A 17666-nucleotide genomic window follows, 5' to 3' on the forward strand; every position below is an offset into this window, starting at 1 on the left:
ATAATGAAAGAATTATTTCAGTAAAAGAATCTTATCGAATTATATAATCTGAGAAAATTATGCTGTATTGAAGAAGGATAATTTGAGAATCTACAATGTATCTAAGCCCCATAAATCTATTGAACCAAGTATAGGCTACTTCTTCTATTACTTGTTCGAAGCCTTTTTTCTTATCCTCATAAGCATTTATTCTATCAACTAAAACGACTCTATCTTCATAAGATAAATTGAAAACCCCGTCTTTTCCTTCTAATTTAAATCCACCTTGAACCTCTTGTGCTTTTAATTCATTGTATTTTCCATCATAATCTATAAAAATCCCTATATACCTCGCTCTATTTTTGACCACATCTATTAAATTATCTCTTGCCCATATAGCAAAGGATTTTATTTTATTCTTATCCATTTCTATTCCTCCATCCTCAAAACCATTAGGAAAGTCATCGTCCCACAACTTTTATACTAAACTTATTATTGTATCCTTATCTAATTCTTCTCTTAATCTTTTTCTTAATGCCTCTACAACTTCATCTATATCATCCTTGTTCTTTATCGTTTTTTGACCTTTAACCAACTCTCTCATGCTTAAAGTCTTCGTCTTAATAACCACCTCTGGTATAGGCTCTATCTTATATGATGATGTAGTGTCTTTTATTTCTCCATTTCCTGATTTCTCTGCTACTCTATTTGCCTGTCCTATTTCCTTAAGCTTTGTTCTCTTTTGTCTTTCATCTTCTGTCACTATTTCCTTAATCCACTTTAATTTAACTTTTTCTGCAAGATCTGACATGGATGAAAGCACAGCAAAACTGCTTGCACTTTCAAGTCTATTGCAAAGATTATTAAACTCCTCTATTACCCGGCTTTCAAATTTAGCCTTAAATTCGTATCCTTCTAAAGTATCAAAGACTTCTTTTCTACACATTTCTATAAAGCCCTTTATAGGAACACTTTCTTCTTCTAATAGTGACAATATCTTATCATTATATTTTTCTATCAAAAGAGGTATTGTAGGGATTTCAGAGTACGGCTTAGCCATTCTTATTATTGCTTTTATATCTTCTATAATTGCTTTTATATCATCATTTACTATATACTCTTTGTTATCCTCATAGTTATTTAACTTATCTAAAGCATTATCAAATATGATCCGTTGCTCACCTTTAGATGAGAACTCTATTCTTCCATTCTCTTTCTTATAAAAAAATCCTTTTATATCATCAATATTGTCTGTATAATCTAAGAAATCATCTTCTAGATCATATACTTTCTTAAAGAATTCTATTGTGTCCGTAACCTCTAGTATTTCTGTAAATAACTGCTTACCATCTTTTAACGTTTTTTCTCCCGGATAAGATGTTCTCAGTGAAAAATTGACAAGCATTTCGTTAATTTTTGAAAGTTCCTTCTTGCACTGATCTTTAAATATGCTCATTATTCCATCTTCGTCTGTTGGTAATGATGAGAACCCAAATAAATCTTTATTTAAGTCTTTAACTACATCTATATATTTTTGGCTTACCTTTTCTCTTGTCTTTAGTATGACTCTTTCAAGATAATCTCTTTTAGTTACATAATTTACGATTTCTCTATTGTTGGGACTTAAAACTTCTCCATTTAATATGACTTTCGTCTCTTGTTTCTTAAATAGAATCACAATGACAGCCTGTATGTCTATCTCCTTCCATCCATAAGGAGCCTTACAAAACTTAGTTAATATACTCTTAACTGTTACTTGAAGATTTCTTGCTGTACTAGTTTGTATATGTGTGTTAACTTCATCTACCGCTAATCTATTTGGATCTCTATCAACTAACTGCATTTGATTTAACTTAGCATCCATTATGTCATAAAGGCCTTTTGCATTCTCTTTGAACTCTTTCACATAATTTATCTTATTATATTTAGAATCTATTAAGGCTCTTAACCCTTCATTTATCTTATCTATTCCACCTTTTTCTTTTATATCTAAAAGATTACCATTTGCATACACCCCAGCAGTTCTTAAAGCGTCTTCTATCAAGTATTTCGCTCTCTTTGCTCTTTCTTCTCTTTCTCTACTTTTCTTTGATTTAATATCTTCTATAGAGACACTAGATTTTGAGCCACCTTTGACTCTTAGGTAAGCATCAATCTTTAATATATTTTCTATTTCGTCTAGATAGTTAACATCCTTTGAGATATTTATTATTACATTATTTTCTCTCGTAGATAATAATTTTAATTCGCTTTCGCTAGTGCCACCAACTAAATCAAAGTTTGCAGTTATGATTTTAACTCCTATTTCATTTGTTTGCGGTCCTCTTGTTCTGTCATCTACAATCTTATTAAATGTAAATGGATATTTTCTTGAATATGAGAATTTAGTATCTACATATATATCATCAAAGATGATCTCTCCAACCTTTTGAATGACCTCTCCATTATCAACTAACATGTTCTTAATCTCTTTATTTACATCCTGTTCATCATTCGTTAGGAATATATATTCATCACCATTTTTTTGAACTAATGTTTCTCTTATTAGTTTATTCAAAGACTCTTGAACCTTTTTCTTGATTTCTAATTTATCTGCATCTATCTCACTTATTAATAATGTAGATAGATTTTCTATATTAGCCTTAATTTCTTTTACATACTTAACTAAGAATAATAGTTTTAAAACCTCAACATCAAAGTCATTTAAGTTATCATTCTTTTCTGCATGCATAATAACAGATCTAATAGATGAATCTAAGAAAGTTTCTATAGTCTTATAGAAGGCTGAAAAAGGTATAAGTATATTAGTATCCTTATCCATATGATCTACAGCAACTTGTTGATATGCTCCAAGTAAACTTCTCTCTCCCTTAGATAAACTCTTACCAGATGCGCCATGCTCTCTAACCCCATTAAAAGCTGCTTGTAGTAAATTAAACTGATAAGGTATAAATGGATAAACCTCTGCAAATTCCTCTCCATTTTTATATAGTTTCATTTCAGCAGTATCTGATGTAAATGTTAAAAGGTTCTTAATTATAGATTCCTTGTGCTCATATAATGCTTTTAAATGGCTTGTTGCTCCATCTTTTTTTCTGAGTATACGTTTCTTAATTACCTCATCAACATTTGCAGATGATAAAGATAATCTAGTATCAAATCTTCCTTGTATTTTTGAAAAATCCGTTCCTTTTACAACTTCAAATTCATCTAGCCCTTCTTGAGATGTTACTATAACCCAGCACTTACCACCACACTTAGTCCCTAGATCTTCTACTACTGTTTGTAAATTTAGCATAAGATCTCTGCTATCACCTATATACTGACCAATTTCATCAACTAAGAAGACGATATGATGATTCTTTCCTTTAGACTCACTATATTCTTTAATCTTACTAGCAAACTTATCTATACTTAACGAGTAATTTTCTTCGCATTTAGTGTACCAGTTTCTTGCTGCTTCCTCACTCATTTTAGTAGTCTTTGACAAGGCTTCTATAATTGAATCTTCTTCATAATAAAAATCCTCTCTTGCCTCTATCCATGCGTTACCTGATATTTGTTCAAAGACTTTTTTAAAGTCTTCATAAACACCATCCTTAACCATTTGTCTTTCTAAATCTGCTATCCATGGCATAGAACCACAAAAGCCTTGCATCTCGTTAAATACTTTATTAAAAACATTAACGATAGCATCCTTATTAGATTTAGAATTCGAATCAGACTTTGAGTCTATGTTAAAAAGAATAACATCCGTTGATACATCTCCCGCTTGTTTCATATTGGCTAATATGAAGTTATCTAAGCCTTTATCATCAAAATAATTTATGGCATTTTTTCCTTCAATTTCTCTATTCTCTAAAAGATAAGAAAGTATCTTTAAAAAGTGAGACTTACCACTACCAAAGAAGCCTGAAATCCAAACGCCATTTTTATCTGTATTTCCGATAATACCTGTTTTATAAGCTTCAAAACATCTATCGATATGTTTGTTTAACTCACCTGTTATAACATACTCATCTAATTCTTGTTTTATATTTTCATCATCTGCCTGTCCAACTTTTATAACCCCTTTTATATCTCTATCTATTTCCTTATGAAACATTTCTTTTAACTTAAATTCCATATAACCTTCCCCCTGCGATTTTAATATTTATCTACTAATGGAAATGCTCTATAATAATTATCATCTTTTAGATTGTTAAATAACATAAGCGTTCCACCGTCATAAGTTCCCGGAAAGAACATTACTAATGGTTGTTTTTCTACTATTCTATGAAGATTATTTAAAATAGTATGTGATCTAATTATGGGCCATGCTTTTCCTACTCCAGTTAAGAATACTATGTCATTATCATCTAATCGTTCTGATATATATTGAACTACTAAGTCATTTTCTAATGTCAACCTTAATGTCTTCTTAGTTGCATTTAATACATACTCGCTACCTTTTTTTTCTTCCATTTCAAGATTTTTCTTAAGATATCCCTTTGACTCTAAAATTTCTAATATCATATCATAAAGATCAAACTCTACTATATTTAATCCATATGCACCCTTAGCCTTTTCTTTTATAAATTCAATTCTATCTCTAACTAAAAGTTCATACTCTGGATCATAATCAAAAACATAAAATCCAATTTCATTACCTAAGCCTTTATTTTGTCTAAATGCTGGCTCAGTTATTTTCGGTAATATTTCGTCAATTCTCTGATATATATCTTTCATATTTCCTCTACTCCCTGTCTCCTAATATTGCATTTATATATATTTTATCTCCTATTTTATATAGGTACTCTTTAGCTTCACTTTCTAAGATAGGAGTCTTTATCTTTCTATCACCTTTTTGATTTTCAATAAGTCCGCACTCAAAAAGAATTCTTACATAAACCTGTTTTAATTTTTTAAATGTGTATTCTGTCCAAGAGGCTACTTTTTCACTCTGCTCTCTTTTGCTTTGGAAAAATACATTAAAATCCTTATCTCTTAAAAAGAAATCTTTTAATAAAAATTTTTCCTTATAAACTTCATTCATGAATTCAAAAAATAATCTATCTGTTTTTATGATAGAGTATAAGACAAGGATCTTTGATGTTTCTACATTCCCTTCTACTATCTTATCTATTATAAATTCATCTAAATTTTTAAGTCTTGTACTAATAATTGATGCAACTTCCTTCTTTCTGCTTTCACTTTCAAATTGAAAAATATTATCTTCTATTGATTTATTTTTTATTTCATCTACTGTAAACCCTTGTTTTATAAGTATTGCAGCCTTTTTAGTTTCTTTATATAAATAGGGTCTAGATTTAATCGTAGATTTATAGTCCATAATTCAGTGCACCTCCGTGGTCCAGTTTTATAATAATAATTGTAACATAACATATGATGTTTTGAATATAAAAAAGGACCACATAACGATAGGTATATACACTTTTTTTCTAAACAAAACCATGAAAATCTCACATATCCATGGTTTATTTCTTGCAAATTCAAAAATATTTCCAAACCATTAATGTTATTAAACCCAAAAGGAATTTATGTTAGTAAAATATTACTTAGATATTCCATCTGATACCGTAGGCACGAAGAATTAAATGATCAAATCCTTTAAAACTACTATTATCATTATCAAAATTATAATTTTTGAATATGGGGGGTGTATTAATTTAGATGTCGTATTGAAATTCATCTGAAATTTTAGAGTTTCTTTCAAAATTATGAAATATTATCGTTTTCCTACTCTACTAAGAAAATATAATTACTACAAATATCATACAACAATTCAAGCGAAAATTTTGTCAAACAATGTCAATAAATCCACTTAAGTACTTTTGCTTTTTTTAGCTTGTAAAAATATTAACGTAAGTTCCAATTTGAGATAATGCAAAATATAAAAAATATTCCCTAATAAAAAGTACACCTCGCAGAAAGTCAGGATTTCTCCTTGATTCATTGCGAGGTTTTAAAGTCAAGTTTCATATCACAAAACAAAGATTATTTAGGTTATGATTTTCACAAATAAAGAAAAGTACGGAACAAGTACCGAAAAGCTATCTATTTTTGTGTTTCATACACGAACGTATTTCCAAATTTATAATTTTACTTTGCCTAAATAATGGGGTATACTATTATATATAAATACAATTTTGTAGAAAAATATCTCCTCAAAAACGAAAGAAAACTTGCAAAACGTATTTTTGTTTTGCAAGTCCAGTTAACAACTTTATTTGACAGTTAACAACTTTATTTAACTGTTAACGACTTTATTTGACCATAACATTATAACACTTCCAAGCACCCTTCATCCACCATTGCCTGCAAACCCTTCATAACCCCAAACTTTGCATGCTCATAAGTCAATCCACCTTGGAAATATACGATATATGGCTCTTTTATAGGGGCATCTGCACTGAGTTCAATAGAGGAACCTTGTACAAAAGCGCCTGCTGCCATAATCACTGGACTTTCATATCCAGGCATCTCCCAAGGGAGAGGTGTAACAAAAGCATCTACTGGCGCAGCAGCTTGTATTCCTTGACAAAAGGCAATGATTGCTTCTGGAGTTCCTAGTTTTATCGATTGGATAATGTCACTTCTATTTTCATTAAATTTAGGAGATACTTCATAGCCTAATTTTCCAAATAATTTTGCACAAAAAATGGCGCCTTTTATTGCTTCACTCACTACATGAGGTGCCATAAAAAGTCCTTGAAACATGTTTCTTGTCATGCCAAAGGTTAAACCACATTCTTTTCCGATTCCAGGAGATGTCATTCTATAGGAAATTAATTCAATAAGATCATTTCTTCCAACGATATATCCTCCTGTAAGCGCCAATCCGCCACCAGGATTTTTAATCAATGACCCTGCCATAATATCTACCCCTACCTCAGTAGGTTCTATGATATCTAAAAACTCTCCATAGCAGTTATCAACCATACATACCACATTTGGATTTATGTCTTTAGCTGTATCTACCACTTCTTTGATGTCGTCTATGGTCAATGATTTTCTCCAAGCATATCCTGTTGACCTTTGAATATATACCATCTTTGTTTTTTCAGAAATAGATTTCCTTAATGAATCAATGTCAACTGCTCCATTATTTAAAAAATCAATTTGCTTGTAACTGACCCCGAACTCCATCAAAGATCCTTTTCCTTCTCCACGGATTCCGATTACTTCCTCGAGTGTGTCATAGGGTTTAGCGGTAGCTGATATTATTTCATCTCCCGGTCTTAATATCCCTGTAAGACATAATGTCAACGCATGCGTACCGTTAACAATAGTAGGGCGTACAATGGCATCTTCTGTTTTAAAAAGATTAGCATAAACTTTTTCTATGGTCTCTCTTCCAATATCATTGTATCCATAGCCTGTATTCCAATTAAAATGAATATCACTAACCCGTTCATCTTGCATCACTTTAAGTACTTTGTATTGATTATATTCTTTGATATCATTTATTTTTTCAAATGTTTCTTGAATCTCTTTTTCTATTTCTAATGCCAAGTTCAATATCTCACTACTTATATTCATTTGTTCCTTTAAAAATTTTTCTATATGTTTTCTCATTTTATCACCATCCACTATTTAGTTCTTTTGTATTGTAACATATTATTTTCTAACATTCAATTTCATCTATTCCTAATGGACAACTATAATCCTCATAAACTTTTTCTTTTGATTTTAGAGGTATATACGCCATTCCTCTTTCATATCCTTCTTTTATGCCTATCCTCCGTCCAAAAGCATAGCCTATTAAAAAAATAAGTAATAGAATAATAGAAACCATTCCATATTTCATAGCAAACCTCCAGAAGTATTCATTTAATATATTTTTTTAAAAACATTTTTTTATAAAGTATTTGAACCATAAAATATGCAAAAATCACAATCATTAATTTTGGAAAGTCAAATAACATCAGTAATATAATGATGATCAGACTTGTAATGATCATTTCTACTTTTCCAAAACGGTTGGCAAAATTTTTGTATCCATATTTTTTATCCCACTGCTGATCTACTAAATCATCTATAAATTGTATGAGCAGTATAATTAGTATAGATGTCATCACAGATTCAAAAGAAAATAAATACATATTTATCAAAAGCAGCAGTGTACTTTCTTGATATCCTCTAAGTCCTGTAGGCAACTTCATATTTAGATCATGAAACATCCCCACCATATAACAAGCACTCATCAACGTCACACAATAGGTTACATGAAATCCTGCTCCTATCGCAAAGGCAATCATGCTATAAGGTAAGATCGCTTTTCCTAAGTTCTCTACTAAATGATGATTATATATGAAATGACTATCTCCATCAATATAGTCATCTAGTAGCTTTATCACAAATCCTACCATAATACTTGCAAGCAGTTTTTGAATGATGCTATAATCTACGGCATACAAAACTTTTCACCTCACTAAATCCGTTCTTATTTAACGCAGATATGGGAATGATGTAGTGTTCTTGAAATTCTTTTTGAAGATAAATAAGGGGCGTTTTTCTTTCAAGTAGATCTATTTTGTTTCCTAAAATAACATATCCTTCTTTAGTAAATCCATATTTTGATAATTGATAATCTACTTCTCCAAGGCTCCCAATAATATTATCCGGATTGATCTTCGAAAGATCAATCATATGTAAAATGATGTCACTTTCCTCAATAGCCCCTAGTGTTTGTGCCATTGCTCTTCTTACTTGAACATCTTGATGTATCCCATCAATCAAACCACTGCTATCCATGATTCCTATCTCTTTTTTTCCTTTCAAAACAGGAATTTCTAATGTCATAGATTGTAAACAAGTTGTTTTATAAGGCTTATTTGAAGATAGTAGTTGTTTTGCTTCTTCTATAGATAGTTTTTTTATGTCTACATTCCTTTTATTTTGAATAAACTTAATTTCTACATCCGTTAAGCCTATGTACTCTGCAAAATTTAGCATAAATAGTGTCTTTCCAGCATTGGGCTTTCCGATAATAAGACACTTTTTCATTAATGATCCTCCTCTGTAATATCGTCTCTTTTTAGTGTGATTAAATCCTCCCTTGAAAAACTTCCTGAATCTTTAAGCCGTATAGCTTGTTTTCTGATAGCCCTTTCAATAATATTTCGAACAAGCCTTGCATTGCCACTAGTAATTCGATCTTCTATTCTTTTTTGTGATAAAATCCTTAATATTTTTGCTTTCGCTGAAAGTGAGAGGATATACTGTCTTTTTTTAACCATATCTTCAGCAATCTTGATTAATTCATCTAAAGTATAATCAGTAAACTCTATATGAATAGGAAAACGAGATTTTAATCCAGGATTTGTTTTTAGAAAGTTCTCCATCTCCTCTTTATATCCTGCCAATATAAGTATGAGGTTGTCTTTATAGTCTTCCATTCCTTTTACCATTGCATCTATGGCTTCCTTTCCAAAGTCCTTTTCTCCCCCTCTTGCTAAAGAATATGCTTCATCAATAAACATAATACCTCCTAATGATTCTTTGATCTGTTCTCTCACCTTTGCAGCGGTATGACCAATATAACCGCCTACAAGATCAGCTCTTTCAACTTCTACTACATGCCCTTTTTCTAGGACGCCCATTGCACAGAGTATTTTTCCTAATAGTCTTGCCACTGTCGTTTTACCAGTTCCTGGATTTCCTTTGAAAATCATGTGCAGTACTAAAGAATCCGCAGCTAAATGTTCCTCTCTACGTTTATTTTGAATCAATATATACGCTTGAATTTCTCGTGCCAATTTTTTAACACGCTCTAAACCAATCAAAGTATCTAATTCCACCATCATGGCATTTACATCTTCTTGATTTGGGTTTCTTTTATTGTCATTCATTTGTTTCTGTTTTATCATTTTTCCAACTGCATATTCAGTAGAGACTTTACCCCGTTCTAACAGATTTAAAATATCTTCATAGACTTTTGATTCGTTTTTATATCCCATTTTTTATCACCTCAAAATAGTTGCTATAATACTATATGCGATAAGTCTTTGAATTGTTTCAAAAAAAAAATAAGGGCAACAAAAATGTTGCCCTTATCTTTAGTATTTATTCATTTTCTTGTTTTTTGTTGGCTTGCATAAAATTAACGGGTTTCAAAGGCGTTATGGTTGAAATGGCATGCTTATAAATCATGTTTTGTTTACCATCACCTTCTAATACAATTGTGTAACTATCAAACCCTTTTACAGTGCCTTTTATTTGAAAGCCATTCACTAAAAATATGGTTATCGGCATACGTTCTTTTCTTACTTGATTTAAAAATACATCTTGTAAATTCATTGTGTTTTTCATACTACCCCTCCTATAAAAGTCATTATTTAAAATATTCTATAAAAATTTTATTTTTCCTTCAACATATTTTATAATATCTTCTTCTAGTTGTTTTTTTGAGGGGTAATGGTCAAAATCAAACCATTTAATTTTGTCATATCCTTTAAACCATGTGATTTGTCTTTTAGCGTAGTGCCGTGTGTCCCTCTTTAAAACACGAATAGCTTCTTCAAGATCATATTCCCCTTTTAAATATCTAATGATCTCCTTATATCCTAGCCCTTTCATAGATATATCTGCATCATCTAAGCCTAAGTCAATCAATTGCTTTACTTCTTCAATAAGTCCTGCTTCAATTAACAAGTCCACCCTTTTATTAATTCTTTCATAAAGTGCTTCTCGATCTCGCGTAAGTCCAATCAAAACATAGTTGTATGCTTCGTTTTCAACCAAAGCGCTTTTGAAATCTTTTACTGTTTCTCCATTTTCAATGACTTCTAAAGCTCTAATCACTCTTTTTACATTATTGGGATGAATCCTTTCTGCAGCTTCTGGGTCTTTCTCTGCTAATTTAGCATGTAGATATTCATTTCCATAAGTTTGCGCTTGCGTTTCTAATTCTTTTCTAAATTCCAAATTAGAAACCGTCTGAGTAAAATCGATATCATAGATAATAGAATTTACATATAGTCCTGTTCCACCTACAATCATAGGCAACTTATTTTTGTTTGTGATCCAATCAATATACGCCTTCCCCTTTTTTTGAAACTGGGCCGCAGAAAAATCTTCTCTTGGATCAATTTCATCCATCAAATAATGAGGAATTCCTTTTCTTTCATCTATACTTGGTTTTGCACTTCCAATATCCATATATTTATAAACCTGCATGGAATCAGCCGAGATAATCTCACCATTTAATCTCTTTGCAATATGAATAGATGTTTCTGTCTTTCCAACAGCAGTAGGGCCTACAATAATTAAAAGAGGCTTTTTCATACGCATCCTCCTCTATACTCTTTTAAATTTTTTTTCAATCTCATATTTGGTCATAGAAACAATAATAGGTCTTCCATGGGGGCAGGTAAAAGGATTTTCAAGTTCTGCTAGTTGTTTCATTAGTGCATCAATCTCTATTTGTTCTAGCCGATCATTTGCTTTTATCGCTTGTTTACAGGACATTGAAATGATTTTTTCCACTTTCAAATCATAGCTATTGTGTACTTCTTTTTGAAGCCCATCTACAATTTCTATAAAAAATCTTTTCACTTCAGGTTTTCCAAATACTATAGGGACAGACCTTAAAATAAATGCATTCATTCCAAATTCTTCTATTTCAAAACCTAAATGAATAAATAAATCAATATGTTTCTTTACAATTTCAAACTCACCAAAAGATAATTCTACTACGATAGGGACCAATAGTTTTTGACTCACTGCGATCTGCGTTTTATAATTTTTTAATAATGTATCATATAAAATCCGCTCATGCGCTGCATGCTGGTCAATCAGATACATGTTTTCGCCATCCTGCCCGATTAAATAGGTATTAAAAATTTGTCCTAATATCTTAATATTCATAATCATTTCTCTATTTTTATTGTTGTATTTAGTAGTATTTGTTGTTTGTGTTGTTTTTTCTTCATTCTTATTTATTGCTTGGTTTATTATTTTTTCTTCTTTTGTTACTATTGCATCATTCATCATTTTTTCTTCTTTTGTTTTTACTTGTTTATTAACGGCTTCATCTATATCTTTTATTGTATTTTCTGCTTTTTTAAATAAGGGTTTCGTAGAATCATGAATTATTTTATTATTTGCAACATAGGTCGATTTATTCTCTAAAACCAAATTTTGTATATGTTCTTTCTTTATGGTTTTATCCTTTTTATCTAATGGATCTGCTTTTTCTATTTCCTTTGTTGCACAAATCATTTGACCCATTTGCTGTTCATTATTTGTAAACGCTGGCAAGTCTATAATCCTTTCTTGATATCCTTCAACTACTTTTTTCTGTTTTTCAAAATTTACATTTGGTACTAGATTTTCTTCTAATAATTTATTTTTTAATGTGGTTACAATAAGTTCTTTAATAGCTGAAGCATTGTTAAAACGAATCTCTGTTTTTGTAGGGTGTATATTTACATCAATATGATTCGGCGGAATGTTCAAATAAATAAAACAAATGGGAAATTTATTAATTGTCACCAACGTTTTATAGGCTTCTTCAATAGCCTCACTAATTATTTTATTTTTAACATACCTACCATTGACAAAAAATACTTGTAATTGTTTATTCCCTCTTGATAATGTTGGTTTTGAAATATAGGCTTGTAATGCCATGCCTTCTCTTATCTTTGAAACATATATCATATTTCTCGCCATTTCTTTTCCATAAATATTTGCAATATTTGTAATAACACTACTCGAACCAGAAGTTGAAAATATAATGGTTCCATTACTTATAAACCGAAAAGACATATCAGGATACGCCAACGCAAATTTACTAATCAAATCACTTATATAACTGGTTTCTGTTACATTAGATTTCATAAACTGAAGCCTTACGGGTACATTATAAAATAAGTTTTTCACTACAAAACTAGTCCCGCTAGGGCTTCCAACCTCTTTACGTTCTCGAACTACACCCCCATGCAATTCTAAATAAGTAGCTGCATCTGAGCTTCTTGTTTTCGTGATTAATTCAAGAATAGATACAGATGCAATACTTGCTAATGCTTCTCCTCTAAATCCTAATGATAAAATAGAATCTAAATCTGAAACATTCCTTATTTTACTTGTAGCATGTCTTTCAAAGGCTATTTCTACATCTGATTCGTGGATTCCTACCCCGTTATCAGTTATTCTTATATAGGTTTTTCCACCCTCTTTAATTTCAACGATAATTTTAGAAGATTTTGCATCGATTGCATTTTCGACTAATTCTTTCACAACAGATGCAGGTCTGTCCACAACTTCTCCCGCAGCTATTTTATTTGCAATAAATTTTTCTAATTTATGAATTCTTTTTATCATCATTTTACGCTCCCTTATTTTGGGCTATCTTTACGAGTTTATATAAATGATTCATAGCATCCATAGGGGTTATATCTAAGATGTTAATCTTTTGTAATTCTTTTACAATGTTTTCATTTTGATTACTCAAAAAACTTATTTGTTCTTCACATACAACATTATTGCCTTCTTTCTCTTCTATATCCTGTGGCTCTATTACAAAATCTTTGTTGTTAATATCACTCTCTTCTAATTGTATCAAAATCTTTTTAGCTCTTTCTATTACAGCATCTGTAACTCCTGCTAACTTAGCCACTTGAATACCATAACTTTGATCAGCACTTCCTCTAATGATCTTTCTTAAAAAGATGATGTCATCATTACTTTCTTTTACAGCGATACAATAGTTCTTTACACCTTCTAGCATTCCTTCTAACTCTGTTAATTCATGATAGTGGGTTGCAAACAATGTTCGTGCCGCTAAATTGTTTGAACTGATATATTCAACCACTGCCCAAGCAATACTTAAGCCATCATAAGTACTTGTCCCACGTCCGATCTCATCCAAAATAATCAAACTCTTTTTTGTTGCATTATTTAAGATATTGGCAAGTTCACTCATTTCAACCATAAATGTACTCTGCCCTTGGGCTAAATCATCGGATGCACCTACTCTTGTAAAAATTCTATCCACGATACCAATAGAAGCTTTTTCTGCGGGTACAAAGCAGCCGATTTGTGCCATAAGTGAAATTAATGCCACTTGTCTCATATAGGTGGATTTACCTGCCATATTGGGTCCTGTGATGATTGAAAATCTATTTTCTTCGCCATCGAGGAACGTATCATTGCCCACGAACATATCTGAATGCATGGTTCTTTCTACAACAGGATGTCTCCCATTACAAATCTCTATGATTGCATTATTATTTACAGTTGGTTTTATGTAACCAAAACGATCACTTATTTCAGCAAAAGATATCAATGCATCTAAAGAGGCAATCGCGCTCGCTGTACTTTGAATAGTTTGTGTAAATTGTTTGATTTCCTCCCGAACTTTTATAAAAATTTGATACTCTAATTCTATAATTTTGTCCTCTGCTCCAAGTATTTTAGCTTCTGCTTCCTTCAGGTCTGGTGTAATATATCTCTCAGCATTTGAAAGGGTTTGTTTTCTAATATAAGTTTGTGGCACCAAATTCAAATTAGATTTTGTAACCTCTAAATAATAGCCAAAGACCTTATTAAATCCTATTTTTAGTGATTTTATTCCTGTCTTCGTTTTTTCGTTATTTTCTAAATTTGCAATCCACACTTTACTGTTTGTCACAATAGATCTTAATTCATCTAATTCTTCATTATAACATGCTTCAATAATGCCTCCCTCTTTAATAGTAACCGGAGGTTCCTCTTTAATAGACTGTTCTATTAAATCTTTTACTTCGTGTACGACATCTATCGTAGACAGTAGTTCTTTTAACTTAGATGTGTTTAATCCACTTAAAATTGATTTTACTTTTGGTAAAACTTCTAATGAATTTTTTAGTGCAATTAAATCCCGTCCATTGGCATTGCCATAAGATATTCTTACCACCAAACGTTCTAGATCATAAATATTTTTTAGCAATTCCTTTAAATCTTCTCGCGCAAATATATTTTCTTTTAATTCTCCCACAGCATCTAATCTTGTATTTATTGCATGAATATCCTTTAGGGGTTCTTCAACCCATTTTTTTAAGGTTCTTGTACCCATTGCCGTATTGGTTTTATCTAAAACCCATAATAAAGAACCTTTTCTTTTTTTATCTCGCATGGTTTCTGTTAATTCTAGATTCCTTCTTGTGGCTTTATCTAAAATCATAAATGCATCTGATGCATAAAAGCTTATATTATTAATATGAGACAAAGAATTTTTTTGTGTTTTCTGCAAATATTCAAGTAAGGCTCCTATAGCAGCAATACTGTGATTTTTATCATCTATTCCAAAGCCTTCAATGGCTAATATATTAAAATAATTTTTTATTTTCTTAATCGCATAAGCTTTTTCAAAAGCCCAGCTATCAAAAACATCTATATACGGAGTAGAGATTGCAGCTATTTCTGCCTTTAAATTGTATTCATCATAAGTTAGTGTATTAATAATAATTTCTTTTGGATTAATTTTGGCAATTTCATCCAGTAAATTTATCATACATTTGTTTTGGGTAAATTCCGTTGTCTTTAATTCACCTGTTGAAATATCAGCAAAGGCTATGCCTATACCGCTTTCATCAATGTATATAGACATGATATAATTATTTTCTTTTTCATCTAGCATATGGGCATCTATTACGGTACCGGGGGTAATAATCCGAACCACATCTCGTTTTACAATCCCTTTTGAAACCGAAACATCTTCTACCTGTTCACAAATTGCAATCTTATACCCTCGTTCCACTAGTTTTGAAATATAATTCTCAGCAGAATGATGCGGCACCCCACACATAGGTGCTCTTTCTTCCATACCACAATTTTTACCAGTCAATGTAATTTCTAATTCCTTTGATGCTAAAATAGCATCCTCAAAAAACATTTCATAAAAATCACCTAGTCGAAAGAATAAAATACAATCTTTATATTTTTCTTTTAAGTCCATATATTGTTTCATCATGGGTGTTAACTTGGTCATAAAATGCCTCCTATTATCAAGGATAATCAAAATATCGTATCTATTATATCACAAAAATCGCTCTTAATTTAATTCAAAACTGTATAAAACCAGGGATATCCCTGGTTTTATGACCACTACACTTCTTCAACAAATTCACCATTTAAACTAAATGTTCTCGCTTGGGTAATTTTCACCTTTACAAGTTTTCCGATACAATCTTTAGGGCCCTCAAAATTCACAAGCTTACTTGTTCTTGTACGCCCCATAAATTTATTTGGATCTGTCTTACTACTACCTTCTACAAGCACCTCTAAAACACTACCTTCTAACTTCTTGTTTTTTTCAGCAATAATATCATTTAGCGCATCTAATAGTCTATCAAAGCGTTCATGTTTTACATTTTCAGGCACTTGCTCTGTATATTTTGCTGCCGGTGTTCCTTGTCTAATTGAATAAAGAAAAGTATAGGCAGTATCATACTCAACCTTTTTTACCAAATCTAGTGTTTCTTCAAAATCTTCTTCTGTCTCTCCTGGAAATCCAACAATAAAATCTGTTGTAATCGCTACGTTTGGGATCTCTTTTTTTAGAGATTGTACTAATTCTAAGTAGGTTTCCTTAGAATAGTGTCTATTCATTTTTTTTAGGATTCTTGAACTTCCTGCTTGGACGGGTAAATGTGCATGCTCACATACTTTATCACAATCTCTCATCGCTTCTATTAATCTAAAGGATAAATCTTTTGGATGTGAGGTCATAAACCGAATTCTTTCTAACCCTTCAATTTCATTTATTTTATATAAAAGACCTGCAAAGTCAATATCTTCATCTAAGGTTTTTCCATAAGAGTTAACATTTTGTCCTAAAAGTGTAACTTCCTTTGTACCATTTAAAGCCAATTGTTTAATTTCATTTACAATCTCGTCAGAAGTTCTACTTCTTTCTCTTCCACGTGTGTAGGGTACAATGCAGTAAGTACAAAAGTTATTACATCCATACATAATTGTAACAAATGCTTTTAAGTTAAATTTTCTTATAGCCGGTAAACCTTCAATAATTCTACCTTCTTCATCCCAAACATCTATAAGTATTTTTTCTGATTTTTTAGATTCTACCAATAATTGAGGGAATTTATGGAGATTATGGGTTCCAAAAACTAAATCTACATGTGCATATTTCTTTTTGATTTGTTCTACTACATGAGGTTGCTGCATCATACAACCACATACAGCAATCATCATATCTTTCTTTTTGTTCTTAAGCGGTTTTAGATGACCTAAATTCCCATAAACTTTTAGCTCCGCATTTTCTCTAACACAGCAAGTATTATAAATAATTAGATCTGCTTCATGCATGTCTATTGTTTCTATATATCCCATGTGATCAAGCATACCTAATAGCTTCTCAGAATCATGTTCATTCATTTGACAACCATATGTAGTAATCATAACTTTTCTAATTTCCCCTGTTTCTTTTAAATCTGCTTCATTTTGTATTTTAATTATTTCTATATATTCATTTTGTAACGCGATTTCTTCCATAGAAATTTGTACATCTTCTCTTTTACTCAAAATCATTCCTCCTAAATCTATAATAACCATTATCATGTATATTCTTTCACAATCTAAACCTTATTATATCAAAAGTATAAAAAAAAAAGAAGACTTGTCCCATCTACTTTTTAAAGAATATGCTCTTTCTACGCTATAATTGCATTATAAAATTTATTCTT

Annotated in this window: 14 protein-coding genes; all 14 read right to left on the reverse strand. The window is 31.0% G+C overall.

The window, feature by feature from the left end; genetic code table 11:
• Positions 1–31: 31 nt before the first annotated feature.
• Positions 32–406 carry a hypothetical protein gene (locus EV214_RS00005; protein ID WP_132241423.1) on the reverse strand — a complete coding sequence of 125 codons (375 nt, stop codon included), beginning with the start codon at positions 404–406 and terminating at the stop codon, positions 32–34.
• Positions 407–457: 51 nt separating this feature from the next.
• Positions 458–4105 (reverse strand): BREX system P-loop protein BrxC, encoded by a 3648-nt coding sequence (gene brxC / locus EV214_RS00010; RefSeq protein ID WP_132241425.1) that lies wholly within the window; start codon positions 4103–4105, stop codon positions 458–460.
• 20 nt (positions 4106–4125) lie between these two features.
• Positions 4126–4707: a DUF1788 domain-containing protein gene (locus tag EV214_RS00015; protein ID WP_132241427.1), complete on the reverse strand. Its 582-nt coding sequence runs from the start codon at positions 4705–4707 to the stop codon at positions 4126–4128.
• 7 nt (positions 4708–4714) lie between these two features.
• A complete protein-coding gene (locus EV214_RS00020; protein WP_132241429.1) occupies positions 4715–5311 on the reverse strand; it encodes a DUF1819 family protein in 597 nt (198 codons plus the stop codon).
• Between the two features lie 950 nt (positions 5312–6261).
• The gene (locus EV214_RS00025; RefSeq protein WP_132241431.1) at positions 6262–7557 is read right to left on the reverse strand and encodes a methionine gamma-lyase family protein; all 1296 of its coding nucleotides are present in this window, start codon (positions 7555–7557) and stop codon (positions 6262–6264) included.
• Positions 7558–7606: 49 nt separating this feature from the next.
• Positions 7607–7789 carry a hypothetical protein gene (locus tag EV214_RS00030; RefSeq protein ID WP_132241433.1) on the reverse strand — a complete coding sequence of 61 codons (183 nt, stop codon included), beginning with the start codon at positions 7787–7789 and terminating at the stop codon, positions 7607–7609.
• A gap of 19 nt (positions 7790–7808) precedes the next feature.
• Positions 7809–8399 (reverse strand): hypothetical protein, encoded by a 591-nt coding sequence (locus EV214_RS00035; protein WP_132241435.1) that lies wholly within the window; start codon positions 8397–8399, stop codon positions 7809–7811.
• Positions 8380–8988 (reverse strand): GTPase, encoded by a 609-nt coding sequence (locus EV214_RS00040; RefSeq protein ID WP_132241437.1) that lies wholly within the window; start codon positions 8986–8988, stop codon positions 8380–8382. Before EV214_RS00040 ends, EV214_RS00035 begins: the two co-directional genes overlap by 20 nt.
• Positions 8988–9941 (reverse strand): AAA family ATPase, encoded by a 954-nt coding sequence (locus EV214_RS00045; protein WP_132241439.1) that lies wholly within the window; start codon positions 9939–9941, stop codon positions 8988–8990. The genes EV214_RS00040 and EV214_RS00045 overlap by 1 nt, the downstream gene beginning before the upstream one ends.
• Before the next feature lie 106 nt (positions 9942–10047).
• Entirely contained in the window at positions 10048–10293 is a 246-nt protein-coding gene (gene hfq, locus EV214_RS00050; RefSeq protein ID WP_132241441.1) for an RNA chaperone Hfq, read from the reverse strand.
• A gap of 36 nt (positions 10294–10329) precedes the next feature.
• A complete protein-coding gene (miaA, locus tag EV214_RS00055; protein WP_132241443.1) occupies positions 10330–11268 on the reverse strand; it encodes a tRNA (adenosine(37)-N6)-dimethylallyltransferase MiaA in 939 nt (312 codons plus the stop codon).
• A gap of 12 nt (positions 11269–11280) precedes the next feature.
• Positions 11281–13305 carry a DNA mismatch repair endonuclease MutL gene (mutL, locus tag EV214_RS00060; RefSeq protein ID WP_165916145.1) on the reverse strand — a complete coding sequence of 675 codons (2025 nt, stop codon included), beginning with the start codon at positions 13303–13305 and terminating at the stop codon, positions 11281–11283.
• A 4-nt stretch (positions 13306–13309) separates the two neighbouring features.
• Positions 13310–15952 carry a DNA mismatch repair protein MutS gene (gene mutS / locus EV214_RS00065; RefSeq protein WP_132241447.1) on the reverse strand — a complete coding sequence of 881 codons (2643 nt, stop codon included), beginning with the start codon at positions 15950–15952 and terminating at the stop codon, positions 13310–13312.
• Positions 15953–16068: 116 nt separating this feature from the next.
• Positions 16069–17505, reverse strand: a complete 1437-nt coding sequence (gene miaB, locus EV214_RS00070) for a tRNA (N6-isopentenyl adenosine(37)-C2)-methylthiotransferase MiaB (RefSeq protein ID WP_132241449.1) — start codon at positions 17503–17505, stop codon at positions 16069–16071.
• Positions 17506–17666 lie beyond the last annotated feature (161 nt).

The organism is Marinisporobacter balticus (assembly GCF_004345705.1).
Classification (GTDB): Bacteria; Bacillota; Clostridia; order Peptostreptococcales; family Thermotaleaceae; genus Marinisporobacter; species Marinisporobacter balticus.

Coding starts and splice junctions, on each gene's coding strand:
- EV214_RS00005 (WP_132241423.1), bottom strand. CDS start 406: ATGGATAAGAATAAAATAAAATCCTTTGCTATATGGGCAAGAGATAAT.
- brxC (WP_132241425.1), bottom strand. CDS start 4,105: ATGGAATTTAAGTTAAAAGAAATGTTTCATAAGGAAATAGATAGAGAT.
- EV214_RS00015 (WP_132241427.1), bottom strand. CDS start 4,707: ATGAAAGATATATATCAGAGAATTGACGAAATATTACCGAAAATAACT.
- EV214_RS00020 (WP_132241429.1), bottom strand. CDS start 5,311: ATGGACTATAAATCTACGATTAAATCTAGACCCTATTTATATAAAGAA.
- EV214_RS00025 (WP_132241431.1), bottom strand. CDS start 7,557: ATGAGAAAACATATAGAAAAATTTTTAAAGGAACAAATGAATATAAGT.
- EV214_RS00030 (WP_132241433.1), bottom strand. CDS start 7,789: ATGAAATATGGAATGGTTTCTATTATTCTATTACTTATTTTTTTAATA.
- EV214_RS00040 (WP_132241437.1), bottom strand. CDS start 8,988: ATGAAAAAGTGTCTTATTATCGGAAAGCCCAATGCTGGAAAGACACTA.
- EV214_RS00045 (WP_132241439.1), bottom strand. CDS start 9,941: ATGGGATATAAAAACGAATCAAAAGTCTATGAAGATATTTTAAATCTG.
- hfq (WP_132241441.1), bottom strand. CDS start 10,293: ATGAAAAACACAATGAATTTACAAGATGTATTTTTAAATCAAGTAAGA.
- miaA (WP_132241443.1), bottom strand. CDS start 11,268: ATGAAAAAGCCTCTTTTAATTATTGTAGGCCCTACTGCTGTTGGAAAG.
- mutL (WP_165916145.1), bottom strand. CDS start 13,305: ATGATAAAAAGAATTCATAAATTAGAAAAATTTATTGCAAATAAAATA.
- mutS (WP_132241447.1), bottom strand. CDS start 15,952: ATGACCAAGTTAACACCCATGATGAAACAATATATGGACTTAAAAGAA.